We start from the raw sequence: 25,927 nt of genomic DNA on the forward strand, positions 1-25,927 counted from the left end.
GGGGTAATCTGATGGTCGCAAGTTTGTAGCTTACCTATGAGGGATTGAAACATGTAGTTGTTTCGCAGCCAATCAGCACGGCGATCCGAGTTTGTAGCTTACCTATGAGGGATTGAAACTGAGATGAACGAACGATCCAGATACAGCTTCTCAGCGTTTGTAGCTTACCTATGAGGGATTGAAACAACCACAATCCCAATTCTGGATCCTCGAATTCTTCCCAGTTTGTAGCTTACCTATGAGGGATTGAAACAAGGACTCCGCAAGGACATTCTCGCCTACGCCGATCGGTTTGTAGCTTACCTATGAGGGATTGAAACGGGTGATTTTTTGGGAAGGAAGAGAAAAGATGAGAAGTTTGTAGCTTACCTATGAGGGATTGAAACAGTATATACTGAAAGCCTTGGATAAGATGTACGCAAAGTTTGTAGCTTACCTATGAGGGATTGAAACACGGTGAAGGTTCGTGTCAAGGATTGGCTCGCACTATGTTTGTAGCTTACCTATGAGGGATTGAAACTCGCACCCATCGGTCAAACGGCATCTTGTCGGTCTTCGTTTGTAGCTTACCTATGAGGGATTGAAACAACGCGACATCAACGAAACCACATACGAAAGGAGGTGCGTTCGTAGCCTACCTATGAGGGATTGAAACGTATAAGGTGAAGGAATATCATTACGACGGCCGGCAGAGTTTGTAGCTTACCTATGAGGGATTGAAACAATCTTTTGGAAGACGTGGACAACGTCGGGGCCTATGGTTTGTAGCTTACCTATGAGGGATTGAAACTTCCATGACGGGCCTTCACAAACCTGATGCATTCCGCAGTTTGTAGCTTACCTATGAGGGGTTAAAACATGCCGGGTATCAAACGATGAGCGGCACTGGCGGAACCGGGTGCATGTATATCCAATTCGATCCAGCACAATTAAATTAAGGGAAGGATTGTCATTGGAAGAAGAAAAGCGGAAAATCCTTAAAAGAAAAAAGAAAAGGCTAAAGCGAGGAACATGCCCCGAAGGAAGACAATACAATGTTGAATCATCTTGAACGCGGGATGTTTTTTCAATTTTGTAGTTTCTTTTGTTTTAAAAAATTTATTATATGAATTTTATATGAATTATTTTCAAGGAGGCATTTCATTAATTCACGTATGGAAACGTCGCAATCTGCCAGTTCCAAACGCATTTATTCCGTGGATATCGCCCGCGGATTTGTTGTGGCTTTTTCGGTGTTACTCAGTCATATTCCTCCAGGTGGATATCTTTTTTTCCGGCATGCCGAGTGGTATGGGCTAACATTGCTGGATCTTATCTTTCCGGCTTTCCTGACCCTTTTTGGCGTAGGCTTGGGCATCGCATATTTTCGCCGGATTCGATGGAAAAAAGTGATTCGAAGAACCGTCATTCTCATGATCATTGGCCTTTTATACAACGCCGTTGTGCATTGGAATGCCGATTTTTCCACATGGAGAATCACGGGCGTTCTTCAATTGTATGCGGTTTCCGGTTTGGTCGCCGTGTTGGTTTTAAGTATAAATCGGACATGGCAGTTTTCTGTTCTTGCGGCGGCAATCGTGATGTTCACTTATGGTGTGTGGCTGTCTTTGGCTGGAAAACCGTGTGCTGAAGGTGTCATTTGGCCTGATTGCAATCCTTTTGCAAAGATCGACGCCGCTCTTTTCGGCCTTTCGCACATGTACGCCCAAGGGACCAAAGGATACGACCCGGAAGGGCTGGCTGTCATGTTCAGTGCTTTGGCCAATGTGTTTTTGGGGGCGGCTGCCGGGCGCATCATCATAAATCCACAGCAAAAGAAAAAAAGCCGCCTCCTGTTCATGCTGGGCGGCGTTCTTTTGCTGACGGCTCCCTTGTTTGCGTTTTTTGCTCCGGTCGGCAAGCGCATGTGGACGCCAGCGTTCGCTTCCTTAACGGCCGGTATAGCTGTCCTCCTATTGGCAGTTCTTTTCTTCCTGCTTGATGATAAATCGCTCCGGCTCAAAAAAAGTCCGGCCTATACTGGCCTGTACCTGTTGGAAGCCTTTGGCCGCAACAGTTTGCTTATCTATTTCGGGAAATATTTGCTGGCTTCGGTGCTGATGCACTTAACCATCGCCGGAAAGGCCGGGACCGTCTCCGTCCGGGACAAACTGCTTGATGGCATATCGCTTTTTCCCGGCGATCCAAAACTGAATTACGCATTGTTCTTTTTCCTGTTTTGGGCTGCTCTGGCAATTCTTTTGCATCGGCAGAGATGGTACGTGCGCGTGTAAAAAGCGATCGCCATCTTCTGCCTGCATTTCTGTGTAGGCACAAAGAATTCCCGCCTTTTAGAGTATTGTGGGCCCATATTTGACAATGAGAATCATTATCAATATAATTGTTTATGAACCACTTTGGTTTCGTGTCAGGGGGTGATGCTGTTCATTGGATAGAATGGTGCATCACTTGATGGATCGTCATTTGAATCATCGTGATTCGTATGGTTATATTTTTTTCCTGTTAGTGATTGAGAATGATTCTCTTTCTTAATTAGTATCATCCAACATTGTCCTTCGGAACATAAAAAAACAAAGGATGATCATGAAAAAAAGACATCTGGTTGTTGCGTTGTTCGTTTTATCTGTCACTTCGCTATTTGTCGGCGTCAAAGAGATCAAATTGTCCGACCTGCTCAATTTGAGTGAAAGTCATCTTCAGGTCTTGTTTGTCAGCCGGGTTCCACGGTTGATCAGCCTGATCATTGCTGGCGCAAGCATGGGAATTATTGGTTTAATCATGCAGCAGCTGAGCCGCAACAAGTTTGTTTCGCCGACCACGGCGGGAACGGAGGATGCGGCCCGGTTCGGAATCCTCGTGTCGATGATGATCTTCAGTTCATCCACGCTGCTGCAGAAGATGGTTATCGCTTTTCTTTTCGCCCTGCTGGGGACGTTTATCTTCATGAAGATATTGGACCGGGTCAAATTTAAAAACGCGATTTTTATTCCGCTGGTTGGCCTGATGTACGGCAGTATCATTGACTCGGTGACCACGTTTTTTGCTTATCAGCACAATCTCATTCAGAGTATCGGCGCATGGCTGTACGGAGATTTTTCCATGATTGTCAAGGGCCGGTACGAATTGTTGTATGTCAGCATACCGCTGCTCATCATCGCTTATCTGTTTGCCGACCGTTTTACTATTGCAGGGATGGGGGAAGATTTTTCGGTCAATCTCGGGCTGAATTACAGGCAAGTGGTGAATGTGGGGCTGGTCATCGTCGCTTTGGTCACTGCAGTGGTGATTTTGACGGTGGGAATGATGCCTTTTTTGGGGCTGATCATTCCAAACATCGTCACGCTGTACCGGGGGGATCATTTGCGACAGAACATTGTGTACACCGCGTTGCTGGGGGCTGTTTTCTTGCTGGGTTGTGACATTTTGGGACGACTGCTCATTTACCCGTACGAAATACCGATCGGCTTGATGGTAGGAGTGATCGGAAGCGCGACGTTTTTGTCCCTGCTTTTGAGGAGAAAGATGCATGAGTGACAAAATCAAGCTGGCTGCGCTTTTCTTGCTTTCACTGGGATTGATCGCACTCTTTCTTTTCGATCATCTTGGCGGCAACTGGGATTACGTGCTGCCAAGAAGAACGGCGAAAATTTTGGCCATGGTGCTGACCGGCTCAGCCATCGCTTTTTCCACGGTTATTTTTCAGACCATTACCAACAACCGCATCCTCACTCCTTCCATTATCGGTCTGGATTCCTTGTATTTGTTCATTCAAACGTTTGTGGTTTATGTGTTCGGGTCGGCGACTTTGGCGTTAATGAACAGCCATGTTCATTTTCTCATCTCGGTTGGTTTGATGGTTCTGTTTTCTGTGCTTTTGTACCAGTTGCTTTTCCGAAGGGAAGGACGAAACATTTATTTCCTGCTGCTGGCCGGGATTGTCTTTGGGACGTTCTTTCGAAGCATGGCTTCCTTTATGCAGATGTTGATCGATCCGAACGAATTCATGATCGTGCAAGATCGGATGTTCGCCAGCTTTAACAATATCAACACCGACTTGCTTTTCATTTCGGTGATTGTGATGGCCGGTATCTCGGTTTATTTTTCACGCTATGCCAAGTATCTCGATGTTTTGGCGTTGGGCAGGGAACATGCCGTAAACTTGGGTGTCGCCTATGAAACCGTCGTTTTAAGATTGCTCATGATGGTGGCAGCGCTGGTTTCCATTTCCACGGCGCTGGTCGGGCCTATCACTTTTTTGGGGCTGCTGGTTGCCAATGTCACTTATCAGTTTATCCGCACATACCGCCACCAATATGTGATTCCCGGTTCGATGCTTATCAGCATCGTGGCATTGGTCGGAGGGCAGTGGCTGATTGAGAGGATTTTTGCCTTTACCACCACCATCAGCGTCATGATCAACTTTATCGGCGGTATCACCTTTCTTTACCTGCTGCTGAGGGAGAATAAAGCATGATAGAATTGCGAAATGTTTCCAAATGGTACGGGAATAAAAAGGTGATTGATTCCATATCCCTTACGATCCCGCGAGGGCGAATCACTTCCTTTATCGGACCCAATGGTGCCGGGAAAAGCACGCTTTTGTCCCTGATGAGCCGTCTGTTGGGCAAGGACTCCGGGGAAATTCTGATTGATGGACAGGAGATCGGTCAGGCAAAAAGCAACGAGCTGGCCAAAAAAGTATCGATTCTGAAGCAATCCAACCATCTACATATCCGCTTGAAAGTGAAGGAATTGGTCAGCTTTGGCCGGTTTCCTTATTCCCAGGGAAGGTTGAGCCCGGAAGATTGGAAACATGTGGAAAAAGCGATGGAATATATGGAACTAGAAGACCTGCAAGACAAGTATTTGGACCAGCTGAGCGGCGGTCAGCGGCAAAGGGCGTTTATCGCCATGGTCCTGGCCCAAGACACGGATTATATATTCCTTGATGAACCACTGAACAACCTGGATATGAAGCATTCCGTACAAATCATGAAAATGCTGCGGAAATTGGCAGATGATTTGCGCAAGACAATTGTCTTGGTCCTTCATGACATCAATTTTGCGTCCTGTTATTCCGACTATATTGTCGCCCTCAAGGATGGAAAGGTGGTCAAGGCGGGTTCAACCGGAGAGATGATTGACGCGGAGGTACTGAAATCTGTCTTTGAGATGGATATACTAATTCAGAAATTCGATCAGCACAAGGTATCCATTTATTACCTGTAAAAGACTTCGGATTGGGAGGGGTATCCATGATGAAAAAGTTATGGTATGGTGTCATGTTTTTGGTGTTGGCTGTTGTGCTGACGGCTTGCGGCTCAGAAGGCAGCCCTTCGGGCGAGAAGCCTGCCGCATCGTCAGGCACACAGCAAGAGCAGAATGAGCCACAAGAAATTGTTGTCAAGCATCAATTGGGTGAAACACCGGTCAAGAAAAACCCGCAAAAAGTGGTGGTTTTTGACTTTGGCGTATTGGACTCATTGGACAAAATGGGCGTGGAAGTGACCGGGGTTCCTCAAGCCAACATCCCGCCTTATCTTGAAAAGTATAAAGACAGCAAGTATGTCAATGTGGGCAGCTTGCAGGAACCGGATTTTGAGAAGATCAGCGAAATTGGTCCCGATTTGATTATCATTTCCGGCAGGCAATCGAAGGCGTATGATGAGCTGAAAAAGATTGGCCCGACCATCTACATGGGAGTGGACACATCCAGATATATGGAATCCTTTAGCGAAAATATGAAAATCCTGGGGCAGATTTTCGGCAAGGAAGATTTTGTGGAAAACGAACTGAAAAATCTGGAACAGGCAATTCAGCGTGTGAAACAGAAAGCAACCGAAAGCGGCAAAAATGCACTGATCATATTGACGACAGGAGGAAAAGTGAGCGCTTTTGGTCCAGGTTCCCGGTTTGGTTTGATTCATGACGTATTGGGCGTAAAACCGGTTGATGACAAGATTGAGGTTTCCACGCATGGGATGAGCATTTCGTTTGAATATATTGCGGAGAAAGACCCGGATTACCTCTTTGTCGTAGACCGTGACCAAGTGGTGAACAACGGGGAAAAGACCCCGGCGGAAAAAGTGCTTGACAATGATCTGATCAAGAACACGAAAGCGTACAAAAATGGAAAGATTGTTTATCTCGATCCGAATTATTGGTATCTGTCTGGTGGCGGCCTCGTCTCTGTCGCCGAGATGATCAAAGAAGTGGAGCAAGCGTTCAAGTAAATTGTGCATGACAGCGAGCGATTGATGTGATGCGGGTGCATTGCTGGCACCCGCATGATTTGTTGTGCGCCCGGCATGGGTGTTGGCTATAGGGTGAAAGTCCCGAACGGGGGCTGGCGAGCGCCTACCGTTTAGCCGAGAGCAAGGGTGTCCATCGCGAGGTGGAATCTGGAGGAAGCTTAAGGCAAACGCTTGACCTGAGGCACACGAACCCAATGAGAGGCTGGACTAGTCGGATGAGTCTGCGATACAAGACAAAGTCCTAAGCCGCCAAGGGCTAGCTCCAGTATATTGGGCAGGTACATGAGCGGAAAGTCCACACCCTTACCCGGGGAGGTCTGTACGGAACGCCATCTGCAGATGGTAACCGGTGTCGAAGGCATCGCTGAACGTACAGAAGTCAGCAAGACAGCTGAAGGACGCGTCGCCTGAAGAACGCTATGCCGTCCGAATGGAGCGAAGCAAGCCCATCTTGGAGGCTTATTTGGCATGGTTTCAAAAGCAGCGGTCCCGTACGCTGCCAAAAAGTCTGCTCGGACAGGCGATTGCGTACAGCTTGAACCAATGGGACAAACTGACGGCTTTCCTACAGGACGGTCGTCTGGAGATCGACAACAACCGCAGCGGAAGGTCGATCAAGCCATTTGTGATTGGACGAAAGAACTGGCTGTTTGCCAACACGCCTCGCGGAGCACAGGCCAGCGCGACGATCTATAGCGTGATTGAAACCGCGAAGGAGAACGGACTGAATCCGTTCCAATACTTGAAGTATCTGTTTGAGCGGTTTCCGCAGCTTGCGGATTCGAAAGATCCGGAGGCACTGGACCGGTTGCTGCACTGGTCGTCATCGTTACCTTTGACTTGTCGAGCGTCCCAATCGTAAACCATTTTACCGAAGCCCTCATCTGATAGACAGGTGGGGGCTATTTGACGCTTACGGAACGCCCATATACCAAGCTCTGAAAGACCTGAGAGGTTTTTAAAGACCCACAAAAAGAACAAACAAGAAGAGAAACGAGTAAAGAAAACGCTTGCAAGATAGAGGTTGACGAAAAAAATCTACTGTCAAAAAGAAAAGCACCCACAAAAACTTGACGGTTCATTGTAAAATTAAATGCAACAAAATAAATATACAAAAGCCACGGTAATTCCGTTATGATGAAGTCGACACAAACCCATACATAACAGGAGGATTACCATGGCTCGCACTCATCATAACACAACTCGTACCTTTTCGCATCTCACCGTTTTGATCGTGGTCAGATCCAAGCGCTTCGTAATCAGGGAAAGTCACTGCAAGAAATCGCAGACATCATCGGCTGTCATAAGTCTACGATCTCCCGTGAGTTGAAGCGAGGAACCGTGACGCAGCGACGGTCTGATCTGACCGAGTATCAAGCATACTTTGCCGATGTGGGTCAACGTGTCTATGAATCGAACCGTTCCCGCTGTGGTGCGAAGTATAAGCTGATCCAGACCACGGATTTCATTCATTTTGCCGTGCAGAAGATCCGTGATGATCACTGGTCTCCGGATGCCGTTTGCGGCTATGCCAAGACCCAGCGCTTGTTCGATGGTGAATGGGTTTGCACCAAGACCCTGTACCGCTATATCGACCTTGGTCTGCTTCCAATCAAGAACATCGATCTGCCTTTGAAAGTGTCCCGCAACACCAAGAAAAAGCGAACACGGCAACATAAGAAGATGCTAGGCACAAGCATTGAACAACGCCCCCGGCACATCGATGAACGTCTGGAATAATGCGTGAAACAGGCCTTACAGGAATTGAAGCAACAGTATGGATCCGTATTCTCAACCGTGTTCAAAACGGTCACATCAGACAATGGAGCTGAATTCAGTGAACTCAGCCAGGCTATCGAATGCGAGGTGTATTACACACATCCTTATACATCATGTGAACGAGGGACCAATGAACGCCACAACGGACTCATTCGTCGATTTATTCCAAAAGGCAAGTCCATGGATGATATCGATCCGTCGCTCATTATCTATGTAGAGAACTGGTGTAACACCCTCCCAAGGAAGATCCTGGAATATCGTTCACCGAACGATGCGTTTAATGAAGAGTTACGAAACTTGGCTTTATCATAACCATATTTTGGATTACTGTGAGTTGTTGCATTTAATATTGCAATTTAAGTTAGAAAAAATTTATGTGATAAAATGATTATACTCTATACCAAACAAGGAGGCATTTGAAATGAAAAAGTTCATTCCGTCTTTTTGTTTGTGGCATTGACGCTGACCATGCTCAGTCCCCTCCCGGCACAGGCAGTCATATTTCCCGATGTGTCGGACGGGCACTGATGCTATACCGCACCTTACAATTGCCGGAAGGCCGTTCATCCTTCCGTAACGTACAAAACGGCGCTGTATTGGGAAAAGCGGTAGGCGCCATCGTCCAAGCAGGAATTGCTCGAGGGTATCCTGATGGCACATTCCGGCCGAATCAGCCTTTAACCCGGGGTCAGAGGGCGGTCATGATCACTTGTGCTTTGGGTTACGAGATGAGGCCATCGCCTATAAAAACGCTTCTCTACCATTTACAGACCGTTTGGTTGAATCGCAGCGGGGTTACATCAAAGTCGTATCAGATCGGGGAATCATCCGGGGTACAAGCGCCACCACCTTTTCAGCCGGAAAGCCCACCACCCGGGCCTAGACTACCGTCATCATCAACCGGATGTTGAAACACGACTCAACAACCCAGCCAACATCCCAATCGGTCATCGCTTTTACGATCCCCCATCTGTCAAAATGTTTAGTGGAATGGTATTCAGGCACCCATTATGCCAACCCGTTGGGCAATGACAAATGGATCATCTGGATTCAGGAAGAAAAGAATTTCGACCGTTCCATTCCCAAACCCAATGCCAAAAAAGAATCCGACATCCGTCAAGCAATCTTCGGATTGTACAACCTGGAAAACGGGCTCGTTCAAACGATAAAACTGGATTACTTGTATGACTCACATCCTGCGCTCTCGCCTCCCGCTCTCAGGATTTACAAAGATATGGCACTCATATGTTAACAGTACACTTAGGAGGGATTTATGCTGAGAAACAAATACTTTTCTTCAAAATCAAGCATCATCATTTTTTCCTTATTACTATTGGCGTTGGCATTGATGTGTCGTGAATTCTTCATCCATACTCATTTGCCAGAAACGGTTGTAAAGAGGGATGTGGAAACAAAAGAAGTGGAGATGATTGTAAACCCAGAGGAATATGTAAAGCAATGCAAATTCGACATTCCAGAACAAGCAAAAGTCGTTGGTGCAGCGATTGTTCGTTTAAACGAGAATGAAACTGTACCTTCCAAAACAAATCGTGGGGATAGTCAAATTCCATGGGGCATTCCTTATTACTACGTTGAAAATATTGAAATAAGTGAATCCTGCGAAACGGAAGTCCCTCCGAGAAGTTCCGCAATGGGGCCAGGTACTTTAAAGACATATTTAAATGAGGGCGTACCTGCTACATGGAATTCAAACACAAGAATCAGAGCTGATAAAGTAAGTAAAGAACTCGGTTTTGACGTTACGATGACTTACGAAGTATCAACTAGCCATACAATCCATATTCCTGTCGACAAGACATATGAACTTGCTGCATATCTCATATACGAGCTTTACAATTTTGACGTTTATTACAGCCCCATCATTGGATCTGATTATCACGCCGGTTCTGGACAGGCACAGAAACCTTCCGGTGTTTGCTTTGTTTGGTATGAAATTTAACAATTAACCTCCATATATTTTCACAGGACCTGCTGGTACAGGTTACCGATGGTCTTCTATACTGGGGAAAGGAGAGATTCAAATGTCAAAGCGTGCGGCCGGTGTTGCTTTTTGTGGTATTTCTGCATTTCTCTTTGTTTCACATTATATTACTGCAGCATTGTATCGGTTGAGTGGGCGAGGGGGTGGATGGAGCCACGATGATTTTGTATTGTATTTAAATTACGTTGGCAATACCCCTAGAATATTAAGCATCATTGCTTTGGCTATTGGTATTTTTTATTTGTATCAAGCAGAAAAAGAAGACAAAAAAAAATAAGATACTTGGACTGGTGAACAAGGAACATGCACGCAAGAGTAATTCACATGTGCCATGGTAAATCCTGCGCTCAAAAATCCCCTTCCCCAACCTCAAAAGCGTTTCTGTGGTACGGCACATTTTCCGCCATATAAGCGATGGTCGGCACCAACTCCACAATGTCCGGGTCCATTGAGCCATACAACGGAACGTCCTCCCAGCCCGCCTGATTCAGCTTGGTTTTTACGCCATTCATCATCTCCTCAACCGTCTCCCCGTCCCTCGGATAGACTGCCACCACACGCAAGTCTGGAAGAGGTTCATGCGTCTTGAGATACCCGTTACAATGCGGGCACCAGTGAGCTAGAAAAAGGACAGGTCCGTCTTCCAGTTTCAGTTCGACGGTCTATCCTTTTTCGTCAACTACTGTAAACACACTTTCAGGAATTTCCTCAATGTCAGGTGTCACTTGCTGAACCTCCGATTCCTGTTTCTCAACGAGCGGCTGTTCATCTGTGGCCATCTGCGAACAGGATGTCAATACCGCAAGACCAACTGCCATCCCCATAACAAGAATCATCTTCCGCATAATTCAAAACCCCTTTCTTTTTTTTGTGCATGGAAAAAGCCACAGGCACTTTCCTTTCCTTGGCATCTAAGGCGGTTTGCCTGTGGCACTTGTCTCATACAGATCGCGTCATTTTAAAACGCCTTTCGTTTTATTCGGATTTTGGATGCATGGAGGCATCTCTAGCAATCCGCCCCTGCCATCCGGCAGAGGGCTTGCTTGATTGCCAGTTCATTTTCTATTCCTTCTCATCGGACCATTCACTTCCAAACCCTTTCCAAATGTAACACTTCCTGAATATATCCCCAAACGGATACCGGGGCAAGAATCATCTGGTAACATAAAACAAAAAGCCAAAAGCCGAGTCTGTTCTTACGAATACGCAGGTCAAGCTTTTGAAATACGGATTTCTGGTATATATACAAAATATAGTAACTCAATAACGTCAATGGTAATACCAATATCGTCATTGGTCCGACGATCCAGTAAATCCCAAAGAATGCAAGGATAAGACCGGGGATCCAAAAGAAGGTGTACGTGAAATCAATATAGGGTATGACAAGGTTGACCCCGGTTAAATATTTTGCAAATAAAAGGGGTTGTTGCCAAGGTTTCGTTTCTTTGAGCGCTTCAATCATCCCCCGGGCCCAGCGCGAACGTTGTTTGATGAAATGGGAAAAAGTGACGGGAACATCGGTAAATGCGACGGCAAGCGGTTCAAAATAAACTTTCCATCCGTTTTTTAAAAAGCTCCAAGTGAGCACGATATCCTCACCAATTGCGTTTGGCCATCCGCCAACCTTTTTTATGCATTCCGTCATGTATATGCTGTAGGCACCTTGTGCAACCAAGGTTCCCTGATATAGGCCTTGTAAGCGTTTGATTGAAGCGATTCCCAAAAAATAGTCCCACTCTTGTATTTTGGCCAACCAATTTTCACGGCTGTTGCGCACTAAAACAGCCCCGGCGACCGCGCAAACGTCAACAGGAGCGCTTAACATCCGAGAAACAAGATAGCGCACCGCAGAACGGTGCAACAGAGTATCGGCATCCAAAGTGATCAAATATCGCGTTTTTACTTCCAACAATCCCGCATTAAGTGCGTTGAACTTTCCGGGATTTTCTTCCCTAATGATCCGTAAGGAAAGGCCTAAAGATTCGGCAGCTTTTTTCGCTTCTTCAGACGTCCGATCTGTTGAACCGTTGTCGATGATGATGATCTGGATATCACCCGGATAATCCTGCTTTTGTATATAGCGCAACGTATTGGCAATCTTTTTTTCTTCGTTGCGGCAAGCGATTAATATGGTAATTGGTACATTGGGCCATTCTGTTTTAAACGGAGGCTGCTGGTCCAGAATCAGACTGATCACGAGAAAGGCATTTAGATAGCCAGGGACATAAGCGATTCCTCCGATGATCAATAAAGCAATGGGAAACGTAACCACATCTGCCAAATCATAGAGCCAAGGAAGGGAAATATATACTGAAAAAAACATCCATAACAACGCAAATCCATGACCAATAAAAAACTTGACAATCACAGGTACATAAAAGGTTTTCTGAGGTGTTGGATGGGGAGATAGAGTCGGATGCACGGGTAGATTCATTTGTACATGCACCTATGATCCAGTTAATTGTTTTGTAGATCTCTTACAATAATGATCAAGTAAAAATGATCCGCTTCTTATTATCGAATAACAAAAGCGGATTGTTATTCTCGTTTTTGAAAAGGGTTTGGCCCGCTTATTCCACTGTCAAGCTCTTTGCCAGGTTACGCGGGCGGTCAACATCGTATCCGCGCACCGAACCAGCGAAATAAGCGAGCAATTGCAGCGGAATCGCCGCAAGAACCGGCATCAAAAAAGGGTGCGCCTTTGGTATATACAACACCCCATCATCCACGTCACCAACATCATCGTCATCAACGGTGGTAATGCCGACGACAAATGCGTCCCGCGCCTTGATTTCCTTTATTACTCTTCTGATAGCACGGTTTTCGCAATGGACGTATCCAAAGCTTCGTAGTCGTAATAGCTAATCGTCTCATAAAGCTCTTTTCTCGTTTGCAAATCGTGCAACTTTTCTTTTTGTGTACCATGAGTATATATTTCCGTAAAGATGCGTTCATAAGCTTTGGCGGCTGCGCGAAGGGAAGTAACCGGATAAATGACCATCGCGCAACCAAAAGAGGCAAATTGTTCGGCGGTATAATACGGCGTTTGGCCAAATTCCGTCATGTTCGCAAGGATCGGAACCGATATTTCCCGACTCATCAGCGCAAAATGCTCCTCGGTAACAAGCGCTTCGGGAAAAATCGCGTCGGCTCCGGCAGCCACGTATTTTTTCGCTCGTTCCACAGCCCGATCGATCCCTTCGACAGAAAAAGCGTCCGTCCGGGCAACAACCACAAGAGATGGAGCCACCTGTTTAATCGCTTGTATTTTTTGCATCATCTCTTCATCGGACACGAGCTTTTTGCCATTCAAATGACCACACTTCTTCGGCAGCACCTGATCTTCAATTTGTACGGCGGCCACCCTCGCTTCGACCATTTCCCGCGCAGTACGGGCAACATTTAGAACACCGCCGAAGCCCGTATCAATATCAACCAGCAACGGCAGGTTACTCGCCCGAACAATATCTCGCGCCCGTCTGGCCAGTTCTTCTGAATAGATGATCCCGAGGTCCGGCAGACCACGGCTGGCCGTATAGGCAGCACCCGACAAGTAAAGCGCTTTAAAGCCAATTTTTTTCGCAATGAGTGCGGCCATGGCATCATGTGTACCAGGAATTTTCAATATTTCCCGGTCATACATCAAGTTTCGAAATATGCTCGCCAACTGCTCTTGCGTTGACTCTGAATCTACGATCCAAGCCATTTTTCTCCCCCCTTGATCTGTCCACGTGTAAAACACCGCGAGCCGCGCAAACAAGGCGCGCTGCTCGCGGAAAAAATCGTTTCTACGCCGATTAAATGACAAACAAATCCATAAACTCATTGACCGCCATCTCTTCCAATGTTTTTTGGTTCATTGACGCACGCAAGATCGCATCGACTTGTTTCCGGGGAAAACGGGATTCGAGATTTTCAACCAATTTTTCGATCAGTTTGGGAATGCCTTCTTCTCTCCGAAAACGATGCCCAATCGGATATTCGCGGACGACCTGTTCCGTTTGTGAACCATCTTTAAATCTCACTTGAACGGCGTTTGCAATCGAGCGCTTAGTCGGATCGAGATAATCGCGGCTAAACTGTTTATTTTCCACGACGGTCATCTTTTCGCGCAGGGCATCGATCTGTGGATTGCTAGCTATGTCATCTTCGTAGTGTTCAGCGGTCAGCTCACCATAAATCAGCCCGATGGCCGTAATATATTGGATGCAATGATCACGATCCGCCGGATTGTGCAACGGTCCTGTTTTGTCAATAATGCGTATCGCCGATTCATGGGTGGTAATGATCACTTCTTCGATCTCGTCCAACCGATCTTTCACTTTCGGATGAAGCTCAATAGCACATTCTGCTGCCGTTTGCGCGTGGAATTCCGCCGGATAGGAAATTTTAAACAAAATATTTTCCATGACATACGAATCCAGTGGTTGCGCCAGCTTGATCTCTTGACCGTTGAAAAGCACATCTTGAAAGCCCCAACGGGGCGCCGACAGCGCTGTGGCGTAACCCATTTCACCCTTCATCACCATCAACGCAAGGCGAACCGCACGACTCGTCGCATCACCAGCCGCCCATGACTTGCGTGAACCCGTATTCGGCGCATGGCGGTATGTACGCAAACTCGCTCCATCAATCCATGCGTTGGACAGCGCGTTAATGACCTCTTCACGCCCTCCACCCAACAGTTTCGTGACAACGGCCGATGAAGCAACCTTGACAAAATGAACGTGATCGAGCCCGACTCGATTTAAACTGTTGTTTAAAGAAAGGACGCCTTGAATTTCATGCGCTTTAATCGATGCTTCGAGCACTTCCCGCACCTTCAGCGGTGCTTTCCCATTGGCGATGTTTAATCGGCTCATATAATCCGCTACAGCCAATATACCTCCCAGGTTGTCCGATGGATGGCCCCATTCGGCAGCCAGCCACGTATCGTTGTAATCCAGCCAACGGATCATACAACCAATATTAAAGGCACCTTGTACCGGATCGAGAACATACTGGGTTCCTGGGACCCGGCAGCCGTGAGGAACAATCGTACCCGGAACAATGGGCCCAAGTAACTTTGTGCATTCCGGGAAACGCAAAGCAAGAACCCCACAGCCAATCGAGTCCAACAGGACATAGCGCGCCGTTTCAAACGCTTCTTTACTGGTAATGGTATGACCAATGACATAATCGGCAATTTTCTCCAGCAATGCGTCAGTAGGTGGTTTAATATTATGTTTCACAGCATGCTCCGTCATCTTTCCAATTCCTTTCTATTTATCATTGCGTTATGATAGTAGACGAGGGTGTTTGGGCAGAAACACCCTCTTAAGAGCGGAGTGGCAGGTGTGCTGTTCGTTACACCTGCAGACCCCGTTCGCCAACATAGTGCACGCGCGGCCGAAACAACCGGTTGTTATTGTGCTGTTCGATCACATGAGCACAAAGTCCGGCCGTACGTGCACTCAAAAAAATCGGCGTATACAATGGGATGGGAATACCAAGCATGTAATAAACGGGTGCCGCATAATAATCGAGGTTGGGGTAAAGTCCTTTTTCTTCGTACATCACCTGTTCACCAACTTCGCACATTTCAAGCCAGCGATAATCCCCTTTAGCATCAGCCAATTTTTTGAGCGCCTTTTTCATTAACAGAGCCCGTGGATCCATTTTTTTCATATACACACGGTGGCCAAATCCCATAATCCTTTCTTTTCGGGCCAATTTTTCTTGGAGCAAACGTTTGACGTTTTTCTTATCCCCGGCTTCTTTGAGCATATACATGACAGCCTCATTCGCACCGCCATGCAAGTGGCCTTTCAGTGAGGCAACTGCGCCGACAAGGGCACCATACAGATCAGCATAGGTAGAAGCGATAACGCGCGCAGCAAACGTTGAGTTCGGCATTTCGTGTTCAATGTAAGCTACGAGAGAACGGTCGAAAATTTCCGCTTCCAGCTCCGTTGGCCGTTTTCCGGTCAACGTGTAGAGGAAGTTGGCACCATATGACAGTGTGGAATCGGGTTCAATGACCGGCTGTCGATGCATCATTCGCCAGCTGTGGGCGATGATAAGCGGCGTCACACCCAGCAGCTGAACCGCCCTCCTTTTGTTGGCCGCTTCACTGCGATCCTCAAGGGTGGAATCAAACCCCGCCAACACCGAAATGCCAGTTCGCAACGCATCCATGGGGTGTGTGGAAGGGGGCAACAGTGCGAGGATATCCATGAGAGCTTTTGGTAACGTTTGTGATTCAATGATCTGTTTTTCAAATGCGTCCCGTTGCCGTTCATCGGGTAAGGTACCCTCCAAGAGCAAATAGGCCACTTCGAGATACGTTTTCTTCTCGGCCAATTCAATCAAATCATATCCGCGCAGTACAATCTCTTCCTGCTCAACATCGAGAAAAGAGATGGCCGTTTCCGCAGCAATAACTCCTTCCAGTCCGGGACGATAGTCCATCCTTGTATCCCCTCCTTGTCTTTCTTCACCAAACAATTCTACTTTTGTCAGCACAAATGCCCTTTCCAAATTTTTCAAGTAGATCGTTCGTTTTTCTAAAGGCAGTTCCCGGAGGATTTCACCTTCACAACAGGCGTAAATCTCCGCAAGTGCAACTGGTTGTGGGCGAACAAAATTGTTCATCACCGCTTGTTTAAACACGTTTTTGAAATATTCGGTTGTCCCGCGCTCCATCATTTCTTGTCCCTTTCAGTTTTTTCACATGAAAAAAGCATCTTCCGATGGGGAAGATGCAGAAAAAAGCGTAAACGGCTAAAGCAAACGTATGCCGATTAATAGCACGTTTCGCCCGTTCTAACACCTCCCTATCCTCGTAGGTTTATGGTGTGTCATGAAACAGGCAGGTCTCCTGGCTCATGTTCATCGCTCCCTGAACCTTCCCATGGAATACTCGAAACGGTTTCCACAGTGGCTCTTCTCAGGTCGCTCCCATTCACAGTGGCGGGACCGCGCCGGATTTTCACCGGACTTCCCTTTTAAGCGGGCCTAAACCAAACATTATCGTTTGACCCGCACCTGTTTCTACACAATATGCAGTTATCGTCTCCATTTTAACATATTCCTACTGTAAGTAAAGAACAGGTAACCTGCGATGTACTACCGATCTTTGCTTTGTTTTACTTCGTTCAGAAGTAGGGTGAGGCAGCTCGGCTACACCGTCTCAAACTGAAAATCTTCATCTCGCAAAGGTTCTATATTCAATGCATAAACATAACTGTTCCCTTTGACACTGAAAAAATCGTGGTTTTTCGTTTCTGTCCGCAACCCATTGAGAACAATCGGGTTAACATCTTCATCCGTTTCACTGAAGACAGGATCACGCCCGAGATTCATGAGCGCGCGATTCACATTATATCTAACGTAGCGCAAAACGTCTTCACTTAAACCAACAGGACTGTAAATTTCCTTTGTATAATCGGCTTCAATTGCATATAGTTCATCCAACAATATCGCTGCTTCCCGATCCGCTTCATCTTGCTGTTCTGGTGTCATTTTTTCGTAAATCTCCTGGGCGAGCATGCCAACATACGCCCCATGGATGGACTCATCCCGGATAATCAAACTAATAATTTCGCCGCTCGCGGTCAGCTTCCCTTGGCCAGCAAAGTACAAAGGATAGAAAAACCCGCTATAAAACAACAAACTTTCGAGGTAAACACTGGCGACCATCGCCATGTACAACTCATGCTTGCTTACTGTCTTTTTCAACAATGCCTGATAACGATCTGCGATCAACTTCGCTTTCCTTTGCAGTAGAGGATGATTTTTAATCCATTGGAAAATCTCCTGAATTTCTTCTTCCGTGCAAAGCGTCGTAAAAATGTGGCTGTAACTTTTGGCGTGAATTTGTTCCATCATCCCCATAAACGATAAAACCGTTTTCCGCTGGAGCTCGTCCACATGGGTTAAAATCATCGGCATTCCTTCATTCCCCTGCTCCGTGTCCAGCAGGGTGAGACCACCTAGCACACGAATATATGCCTGCTTTTCTTCTGGACGAAGGGTATCCCACGTCTTTAAATCGCTGGATACGGCAATCTCATCCGGGGTCCAAAACTGAGCAATGTTTTGCCGCAAAAACTCTTCCGTATAATCGTCGACCGGACTGTTCCAATTCACGGCCTCGAGCATGGTATTCCTCCTTACATTTCTGTGCCTGTTCTTTTACACTGCACAAGCAGTGCACTCAGATACGTCAATGAGCCGGTTGCGCGTGTAGTACAACGACTTTAAACCCTTGTGGTGAGCATAAGCGTACAACCGAACGAGTTCCCGGGTACTTGTATTGCTGTTCACGTACAGAACCGTGCTGACCCCTTGGTCGACGTGACGCTGAATCTCCGCGATTAAATCGATTAATTTGTACTGGTCCATATCAAAAGCAGATTTGTAATACCAACGGTTTTCTGGTGAAAGATACGGCATCGGGTAATACGTCGTTGAGTTAGCATACGTCCTCGTCTCTACGATATCCACCACTGGCATGACGCTGGATGTAGCATTTTGAATATAGCTAATGGATTGCGTCGGAGCGATGGCCAAGCGGTAGGCATTATACAGTCCGTAACGCTGCACATCTTCTTTTAGCCGTCTCCAATCATCCGGTGTCGGAATGTCTATTCCGGCAAACAATTGCTTCACCTTTTCTGTTCGAGGAGAAAAGTCTTCCTCTAAGTACGGTTTAAAATACGTACCTTTGGCATACTCACTCTTATTAAAATCTTTAAATGTCTCCCCCCGCACTCGGGCAATTTCACAACTCTTTTCCAGAGAATAGTAATTCATCATCATGAAAAAGGTACGGACAAAGTCTTTTGCTTCTTCACTTTCATACTGTATTTTGTTCTTCGCAAAATAGCCGTGCAAGTTCATTGCACCCAAGCCGACGGCATGCAATTCTTGGTTCGCTTTCTTTACACTCGGCGCATTGGAAATCCTCGTCATATCCGACACAGCTGTCAACGCTTCAATTCCGACGTGAACGGAATCGCGTATTTTCCCTGACTCCATCACATTGACAATATTGAGGGAGCCCAAAATGCAGCTGACATCCCGACGAATGTTGTCTTTCTCGTCATAATCGTTAATTTCTGACGTCTCCTGCAGCTGAAATATTTCTGTGCACAAATTAGACATTTTGATGCGTCCAATATCTTTCAGCGCATGAACGGCATTGGCATTGTCTATAAAAACGAGATACGGATAACCGGATTGCATTTGTGTCACAGCAATTTTTGTCAACATTTCCCGGGCATCCAAACGTTTCTTCTTTACTTGCTCGTTTCGGATGAGTTCGTCGTACATTTCATTCATATCCATATCATCAAGATGTTGTCCGTACGCCCGGTAAACCGAGTAAGGAGCAAATACGTAATAGGGTTCATTTTTTGCTGCTAGTTCAAAAAACTTGCTTGGCACGATAACCCCAATCGCTAGGGATTTAAGTCGTATTTTCTCATCGGCGTTGATTTTCTTCGTGTCCAAAAAATCGACGATGTCCCAATGAAAAATGTTTAAGTACGCCGCACCGGCGCCTTTGCGCTGTCCAAGTTGATCCGCATATGAAAACGCGTCTTCCAACAGCTTGGCCACTGGAATGACCCCGCTGGCCGCCCCCTCGATTTCCTTAATCGGCTCACCCCGTGCCCGCAATTTGGACAAATTTAACGCAACTCCCCCACCTATTTTCGACAATTGCATGGAAGTATTGATGTTGAATCCAATAGAATTGAGTGTGTCATCCATCTCCAAGAGAAAACAGGACACCATCTCACCTCGGCGTTTCCTCCCTGCATTCATGAACGTTGGTGTCGCCGGTTGGTACCGCTGTTCCATCATCGCTCGAACAAGACGCATCGCTTGCTCCCTATCACCCCTTCCTAAAAAAAGAGCGACGATGGACACGCGATCTTCATATCGTTCCAAATAATGCGCTTTATCGTTCGTCTTCAATGCGTAATCCTGGTAAAATTTCGATGCCGCCATGTACGATTTAAATTTGAAGTTATAAGAGTACGCCGTTTCAAACACTTCTTTCACTTGCGCTTCACTATAGTCCGCAAAAACGTTGTAGTAATAACCATGTTCTACCATATAGCGAACTTTTTCCATCACCGAATCAAACGGGAGCATGTTTTTCTCCACTTCTCTCATGAACTCGTCTACCGCTTCTTGATCTTTTTCTAATTGATAAAATCCGTCTTTCATCAACATCATTTCATTGTTTAATTCAATATGCCGACTGGCCATAACGCGTCTACCCTTTCTTTAAATTGTTTTACATCCTCATCAGTCCCAGATAACTCAAATTTTAAAAGAATCGGTACGCCATACGTTTGCGCAATGACATCAGCACTGTGGGCAAATAAACGCCCCCAGTTGCGGTTCCCGCTCGCCGCAACAGCCACCAAATGGCGGTGGTTTCGTTCCAAAAAGGTTAATACCTTTTTTGGTACTTGCCCGAAGCCGTCTGTGTACGTCACAAGGACAAAAGGGTAGTCGACTATCATTTCATCATCGTTTATTGCAACAACGTCCATATGTAATTTACGGATAAACCTGCGGACATTTCCTGTCCTGGAAGCATAAACGACTTGCACCATATCACGCCTCCTGATGTAATAAAAGTAAAAAGTGCCATTCATGAAACAAGAAAGAAACGCAACCGACAAGAAAGTTACAATAAAATCAACATATGGTTTATGTCGAAGTATAACATACTACATATTGTGTTTAATTGCAAGCATTTCGTTTAACTACCATGGACAGCAGTTGCAATCACATAAAAAACAAGGTAATGCAATTAACGTCGGAATATTCCGATATAATTATAGAAAAAAGTGGCCTATCGCCGTTACCGGAAAACAACATCGTATTTGTGTCTATGAATCGAACCGTTCCCGCTGTGGTGCGAAGTATAAGCTGATCCAGACCACGGATTTCATTCATTTTGCCGTGCAGAAGATCCGTGATGATCACTGGTCTCCGGATGCCGTTTGCGGCTATGCCAAGACCCAGCGCTTGTTCGATGGTGAATGGGTTTGCACCAAGACCCTGTACCGCTATATCGACCTTGGTCTGCTTCCAATCAAGAACATCGATCTGCCTTTGAAAGTGTCCCGCAACACCAAGAAAAAGCGAACACGGCAACATAAGAAGATGCTAGGCACAAGCATTGAACAACGCCCCCGGCATATCGATGAACGTCTGGAATAATGCGTGAAACAGGCCTTACAGGAATTGAAGCAACAGTATGGATCCGTATTCTCAACCGTGTTCAAAACGGTCACATCAGACAATGGAGCTGAATTCAGTGAACTCAGCCAGGCTATCGAATGCGAGGTGTATTACACACATCCTTATACATCATGTGAACGAGGGACCAATGAACGCCACAACGGACTCATTCGTCGATTTATTCCAAAAGGCAAGTCCATGGATGATATCGATCCGTCGCTCATTATCTATGTAGAGAACTGGTGTAACACCCTCCCAAGGAAGATCCTGGAATATCGTTTACCGAACGATGCGTTTAATGAAGAGTTACGAAACTTGGCTTTATCATAACCATATTTTGGATTACTGTGAGTTGTTGCATTTAATATGAGGCTTTTGCAAAATAGCCATTTTTACATGATGAAAAGACGGGTTTACAACTAACTTGGCCAGTTCAATCAGGATAACGAGTAGCCAAGTGTTAAATATCGTCCCGTTTTGAGCGATAAGACCCAAAAAGGGCATACGTGTCCCTTGGCGCTGTCGAGCGATTTTTTATCAGTGACTTTTCTGTTGAAACGTTAAGCGGCTTGCCCCTTTTCGGCTTTATTTAGAAAGTGCGCCGCTAAACGACTGAGCAAAATCGCTGTACAAGAAAGGTACTGTGCTGTGACCACCTTTTTAATTCCGCGCACCGTGAGGTCATTGGCTCCCAACCTTTCTTTCTGCAGGGAAAAAGTTCGTTCAACTGCGGTTCGTTGATGATACAATTGCTGCCATAGACGACTCCCGCGATGGGGAAGGACAAAGCGGCGCGGGTCTTCACTCACACATTTTTTCACCACCATGCCATAGTTGGATGATGAGCACCAGCTCATCCCAAAAGGACAATCTACATGGCCTGTCGCATGAGGACATCGAAACTTGAGTGTTTTTGTTCGCGTATCGCTTCCCCAATAGGTCATCGAAAAACCGGCTGAACAGATTGGCGTCCCTTGAAAGGTGATCCCTTCCGGCGGCTCCTTTGCCCTTCGTAAATTCAAGGGGATGATAGCCTGAGCCTGATGTTCCAAGGCAAAACGATAAATGTCCTGGATGTCATACCCTGCATCCATGAGATAGTATTTGGGCTTGGCCCATGCCTCTTTGACCTGCTCCAGCACTTGCCGCATCAGGGGGATCGCCATTTGCGAATCATGAACATGGGCTGGCGTCACTTCTAACGCCAGTGGCAGACCGGTATCCGCATCAACGGCCAGATGCAGTTTGTAACCAAACCAAGTGACTTGATTCCCGTGGCTATCCAATTTGGAGCCCCAAGTCGGATGCTGGCCGTCCTGAATGGTTTTGGATTTGGGGACCGCTTTTTCATAGGCGTCGATTTCACTGCTGTCAATGGCCACCTTTTCCCCCACGATGAGCCCTTCCCGACGACAGACATCTACCAAGTAACGGAAAATCCTTTCGGGAAGACGCTGATTCGTCAACCGTTGAAAGAAACGGCTGAAAGTCGAAACTGAAGGAGGCTCTTCATCGATACCGAAACCACAATAGTAACGAAACCGCAAATCCGATTTCAGGCGACTGACCAATTTGGTGAAAGTGGGAATCTCTTCGCACAAACCGGCTAACAAAGCCCGCAACATGGATTCTGTATCTCGTCCCTTCCGCCCGAGGGGTGAAGATTTTCTCAATTCCTTCACAAAAGGGGTCAGGTCTAAGGCAGCAAATAACGCGGGATATTTTTGTTTTGGTTCAAGATCCATCAAATTCTTCAAAGGAAAAAAGGCTTCCTTGTAGAATATACATAGTAGCTTCATCCCTTCCTTTTGGTAAATAGTGCGCTACTATTTAATTCTACAAGAAGGGGTGAAGCCCTTTTTATACCATGTAAAAATCCAATGATGGTAAGGCTTGTAAGTTATGCAAAAGCCTCAACATTAATAAACCTGGATTTCGCAAGTAACATGTCATAAAAAATGAAAAAGGGCTCCTCATCTTTGGTAGAATGGGTGTTGAAACGTCATCAAACCACCAAAGAAAGGAGCACCTTTAAGGTGAAGTCTATCACACCCATGAGCAAAATCAAGACCGAATTTTCATTCATGTATCAAGCCACTTCATGGAAAACACCACGCCGGGTCGTGGTGATTCGCAAAGCGCAAATGTACGAGGACGACCAATCCCAATTGCTTCTGGATACGTGTTGGCAATACGAAGCGATGGTCACCAATCTGGATTGGGAACCCATTGACATTTGGCGTTTCTACAACCAACGCTGCTGCATGGAAAACGCCATCAAAGAAGCCAAATATGGTTGACCTGGAAATGATTGAGCCCGGTTTCATGGGGAGGGGGAAAGTATACCTTTTTTCGGGTCAATATGGACTTCAGCTGGAAATTTCCCTGTTTCTTACAGTTGTTAAGAATTAATCCCGTCATAGATTGACTTTCGTTAAGGACTTTCGAAATTCGGGATAATGTGTTTTTCCACATGTTTAAACGTGCTAATCCGAACAATGCCGTTGCTCCTGAAATGAAGATTTCAGGATATGCTTAATGCGCCGGCGTCACGAGGCCATCCTCATTGATCCGGATGGTTGGCGACAGGCGATCCAAGCGCTCGAGGATCCGTTTCCGTTCAGTGTTGTTTTCTTGCAAATGGCGGATAAGCCCGAAATGGATTTTCCCCGGCCAAACCTTGACTCTTGCGATGTGGTCGGGAGCGAGCCGAACGTCCAGGATGATCGTTTCGTTGGCGATTTCGTGCGTACTGGTGGTAAACACGAAATTGCCCAATGAGAACGCCGTCAATTGCTGGGGTTCTTTCCATTTCAACTCCTGCAGGACATGCGGATGAGAGCCGATGATCAGATCGGCGCCGACCGATACCAGTTTTTCTTCCAATTTCAGTTGGATTTCATTGGACGTTTCCGTATGTTCTTTCCCCCAATGCACATAGATAATTACATAATCCACCTTGGCATCCCATTGTTTAATCGTGCCCAGCAATGGTTCGTCCACGTAGGCGCTGGCCATGCCGGGCCGTTTCTCCCCTGCAACCCAGTCCGATGCCGGGATGACCCTCGATGCCCCAATGACGGCGAAAGATATGCCGTTGATCTCTTTGACGTATGGCTGAAAGGCCTGCTCCAGATTTCGTCCCACTCCTACATAAGGGTAGCCCAGCCGGTCAAGGGCGTGCATCGTTTCCTCCAGTGGTCCGTCCATACCGTGGTTATTGGCCAGCGTGAAAAGGATCTTGCCTTTTAACGGTTCGAACAGTTGGAATCGATCAGGGGAGGTTTGAAAGGCATATTTTTTCTCCATGAGCCGACCGCTTGTTCCGACGGAGGTTTCCAAGTTTGCAATGACGAGATCGGCTTGTTTCAAGACCGGCAAAAATTCGGACAGCGGGTAGTCGTTTCCCTTTTTCTCCATTGTTTCGGCGACTTTCCCGGCCATCATCACATCGCCGACAAACATGAGGCGAACCGCGTTGGAATCATCGCGGTGTTGTTCTGCATCATGTTGTTCTGCGTTATCATGATCCCGGAGAGACTCCTGTTGCGGCGGTGTCGTTGTGTTTCTTGTTTGGTTCGGTGGTTGGAGGTTTGTCCTGTATTGACAGGATGACAAACCCAACGCGATGAACAAAAGCGCCAGAAGAACCAGCAGCAATTTTTTCGACATCTGGTTGCTCCTTGTCTTTCGGCTTTTGTAGTATAGTGTATCACAACCGATCATGATTGTCGAATTTTGCAAAAAACGAAAAAAATAGATTTACAGTCATGGGAGGAAAAGAGCATGAAGTTCCGGGATCAGGTCGTCATCGTGACAGGCGCGGGGAAGGGGATTGGGCGGCAGATTGCGTTTCGTTACGCGGAAAAGGGGGCCAGGGTGGTTGTTGCAGATGTGGATGTCCAGGCCGGAGAATCCACGGTCCAGCACATCAGGGACAAAGGCTGTGAAAGCATCTTTGTGCCGGTCGATGTTCGCGTACCGGATGATGTTTGCCGTCTGATGGAGCAGGCGGTGAATGCGTACGGGCAAGTCGACATCCTCATCAACAACGCCGGTGTCTCCCGCTTTAAACCCGTCTTTGATTTAACCGTGGATGAATGGGATGACGTGATTCACACCAATTTGAGGGGGGTGTTTCTTTGCGCGAGGGAGGCCGCCAAGCATATGCGCAACAATCGCCACGGCGGTTCGATTGTCAATATCGCCTCGACGCGAGCCCTGATGTCCGAGCCCCATTCTGAGGCGTACGCTGCTTCCAAGGGAGGCATCGTGGCATTGACCCATGCATTGGCGGTTTCATTGAGCGAGTACCGGATCCGGGTCAATTGCATCAGTCCCGGCTGGATCGAAACGGGAGATTATGATGCGCTGAGGCAGGTGGATCATGAGCAGCATCCGGCCAAAAGGGTGGGCAGGCCGGATGATGTTGTCCGGGCATGTTTCTATCTCACTGATCCGGAGAATGATTTTGTCACGGGCGTTAACCTGATTGTCGATGGCGGCATGACGAGGAAGATGATCTACGTGGAGTGATTGAGAAAGATGATCTATGTGGATTGATGTAGAGAATAGTGGTGGTTGGCGACGCCATCGCGCCGCACAAATCCGGGCCTGAGTCGTGAACGTGATGTGGTGGGGCTCA

General features: G+C 46.7%; 20 protein-coding genes, 3 pseudogenes, 1 CRISPR repeat array and 1 other annotated feature (1 of these 25 only partly in view). Of the genes and pseudogenes, 12 read left to right on the top strand and 11 right to left on the bottom strand.

The features are described 5' to 3' along the window. Nucleotides 1-858: direct repeats of the CRISPR family, unit length 30 nt; unit sequence GTTTGTAGCTTACCTATGAGGGATTGAAAC; it begins 2,121 nt to the left of the window's first position. A 296-nt stretch (nt 859-1,154) separates the two neighbouring features. From BAA01_01190 to BAA01_01235, 10 genes and pseudogenes are all read left to right on the top strand, one after another. Further along, nucleotides 1,155-2,273, top strand: a complete 1,119-nt coding sequence (locus BAA01_01190) for a hypothetical protein (protein OUM86007.1) — start codon at nt 1,155-1,157, stop codon at nt 2,271-2,273. Nucleotides 2,274-2,583: 310 nt separating this feature from the next. Next, on the top strand, nt 2,584-3,534 hold the full coding sequence (locus BAA01_01195; protein OUM86008.1) for an iron ABC transporter permease: 951 nt from the start codon (nt 2,584-2,586) through the stop codon (nt 3,532-3,534). After that, nucleotides 3,527-4,474: an iron ABC transporter permease gene (locus tag BAA01_01200; protein OUM86009.1), complete on the top strand. Its 948-nt coding sequence runs from the start codon at nt 3,527-3,529 to the stop codon at nt 4,472-4,474. Before BAA01_01195 ends, BAA01_01200 begins: the two co-directional genes overlap by 8 nt. Beyond that, on the top strand, nt 4,471-5,229 hold the full coding sequence (locus BAA01_01205) for an iron ABC transporter ATP-binding protein (protein OUM86010.1): 759 nt from the start codon (nt 4,471-4,473) through the stop codon (nt 5,227-5,229). Before BAA01_01200 ends, BAA01_01205 begins: the two co-directional genes overlap by 4 nt. Before the next feature lie 29 nt (nt 5,230-5,258). Continuing rightward, a complete protein-coding gene (locus BAA01_01210; GenBank protein ID OUM86011.1) occupies nt 5,259-6,233 on the top strand; it encodes an ABC transporter in 975 nt (324 codons plus the stop codon). 397 nt (nt 6,234-6,630) lie between these two features. Beyond that, nucleotides 6,631-7,116 (top strand): annotated as a pseudogene (locus tag BAA01_01215) (transposase). Between the two features lie 315 nt (nt 7,117-7,431). Next, nucleotides 7,432-8,345 (top strand): annotated as a pseudogene (locus BAA01_01220) (integrase). Nucleotides 8,346-9,054: 709 nt separating this feature from the next. Continuing rightward, entirely contained in the window at nt 9,055-9,285 is a 231-nt protein-coding gene (locus BAA01_01225) for a hypothetical protein (GenBank protein OUM86012.1), read from the top strand. 21 nt (nt 9,286-9,306) lie between these two features. Then, nucleotides 9,307-9,993 carry a hypothetical protein gene (locus BAA01_01230; protein OUM86013.1) on the top strand — a complete coding sequence of 229 codons (687 nt, stop codon included), beginning with the start codon at nt 9,307-9,309 and terminating at the stop codon, nt 9,991-9,993. An 82-nt stretch (nt 9,994-10,075) separates the two neighbouring features. Further along, nucleotides 10,076-10,312, top strand: a complete 237-nt coding sequence (locus BAA01_01235; GenBank protein OUM86014.1) for a hypothetical protein — start codon at nt 10,076-10,078, stop codon at nt 10,310-10,312. Nucleotides 10,313-10,697: 385 nt separating this feature from the next. Here the strand turns inward: BAA01_01235 and BAA01_01240 are convergent, their stop codons facing one another. The 10 genes and pseudogenes from BAA01_01240 to BAA01_01285 form a co-directional block, all read right to left on the bottom strand. Beyond that, the gene (locus tag BAA01_01240; protein OUM86015.1) at nt 10,698-10,880 is read right to left on the bottom strand and encodes a hypothetical protein; all 183 of its coding nucleotides are present in this window, start codon (nt 10,878-10,880) and stop codon (nt 10,698-10,700) included. A 239-nt stretch (nt 10,881-11,119) separates the two neighbouring features. Then, nucleotides 11,120-12,469, bottom strand: a complete 1,350-nt coding sequence (locus tag BAA01_01245; protein ID OUM86016.1) for a glycosyl transferase — start codon at nt 12,467-12,469, stop codon at nt 11,120-11,122. A gap of 366 nt (nt 12,470-12,835) precedes the next feature. Continuing rightward, nucleotides 12,836-13,741, bottom strand: coding sequence for a methylisocitrate lyase (locus tag BAA01_01250; protein ID OUM86017.1), 906 nt, complete (start codon nt 13,739-13,741; stop codon nt 12,836-12,838). Nucleotides 13,742-13,832: 91 nt separating this feature from the next. Continuing rightward, a complete protein-coding gene (locus BAA01_01255) occupies nt 13,833-15,281 on the bottom strand; it encodes a 2-methylcitrate dehydratase (GenBank protein OUM86018.1) in 1,449 nt (482 codons plus the stop codon). 100 nt (nt 15,282-15,381) lie between these two features. Continuing rightward, nucleotides 15,382-16,485 carry a citrate synthase 3 gene (locus BAA01_01260; protein OUM86145.1) on the bottom strand — a complete coding sequence of 368 codons (1,104 nt, stop codon included), beginning with the start codon at nt 16,483-16,485 and terminating at the stop codon, nt 15,382-15,384. 381 nt (nt 16,486-16,866) lie between these two features. Beyond that, nucleotides 16,867-17,080 (bottom strand) — a binding site (cobalamin riboswitch). Nucleotides 17,081-17,196: 116 nt separating this feature from the next. Further along, on the bottom strand, nt 17,197-18,177 hold the full coding sequence (locus BAA01_01265; GenBank protein ID OUM86019.1) for a class 1b ribonucleoside-diphosphate reductase subunit beta: 981 nt from the start codon (nt 18,175-18,177) through the stop codon (nt 17,197-17,199). A 33-nt stretch (nt 18,178-18,210) separates the two neighbouring features. Next, on the bottom strand, nt 18,211-20,295 hold the full coding sequence (locus BAA01_01270) for a ribonucleotide-diphosphate reductase (GenBank protein OUM86020.1): 2,085 nt from the start codon (nt 20,293-20,295) through the stop codon (nt 18,211-18,213). Continuing rightward, a complete protein-coding gene (locus BAA01_01275) occupies nt 20,271-20,645 on the bottom strand; it encodes a ribonucleotide reductase assembly protein NrdI (GenBank protein ID OUM86146.1) in 375 nt (124 codons plus the stop codon). Before BAA01_01275 ends, BAA01_01270 begins: the two co-directional genes overlap by 25 nt. 178 nt (nt 20,646-20,823) lie before the next feature. Then, entirely contained in the window at nt 20,824-21,198 is a 375-nt protein-coding gene (locus BAA01_01280) for a hypothetical protein (protein ID OUM86021.1), read from the bottom strand. A gap of 644 nt (nt 21,199-21,842) precedes the next feature. Further along, nucleotides 21,843-23,070, bottom strand: a pseudogene (locus tag BAA01_01285) (hypothetical protein). A gap of 266 nt (nt 23,071-23,336) precedes the next feature. On the opposite strand from BAA01_01285, the gene BAA01_01290 reads away from it, so the two are divergent. Continuing rightward, the gene (locus BAA01_01290) at nt 23,337-23,582 is read left to right on the top strand and encodes a hypothetical protein (GenBank protein ID OUM86022.1); all 246 of its coding nucleotides are present in this window, start codon (nt 23,337-23,339) and stop codon (nt 23,580-23,582) included. Nucleotides 23,583-23,817: 235 nt separating this feature from the next. On the opposite strand, the gene BAA01_01295 is transcribed toward BAA01_01290, so the two are convergent. Continuing rightward, nucleotides 23,818-24,954, bottom strand: coding sequence for a hypothetical protein (locus BAA01_01295; protein ID OUM86023.1), 1,137 nt, complete (start codon nt 24,952-24,954; stop codon nt 23,818-23,820). Nucleotides 24,955-25,068: 114 nt separating this feature from the next. Here BAA01_01295 and BAA01_01300 point away from each other — a divergent pair, with 114 nt between their 5' ends. Further along, entirely contained in the window at nt 25,069-25,818 is a 750-nt protein-coding gene (locus BAA01_01300) for a 3-ketoacyl-ACP reductase (protein ID OUM86024.1), read from the top strand. Nucleotides 25,819-25,927: the final 109 nt, after the last annotated feature.

It is taken from the genome of Bacillus thermozeamaize (assembly GCA_002159075.1).
Classification (GTDB): Bacteria; Bacillota; Bacilli; order ZCTH02-B2; family ZCTH02-B2; genus Bacillus_BB; species Bacillus_BB thermozeamaize.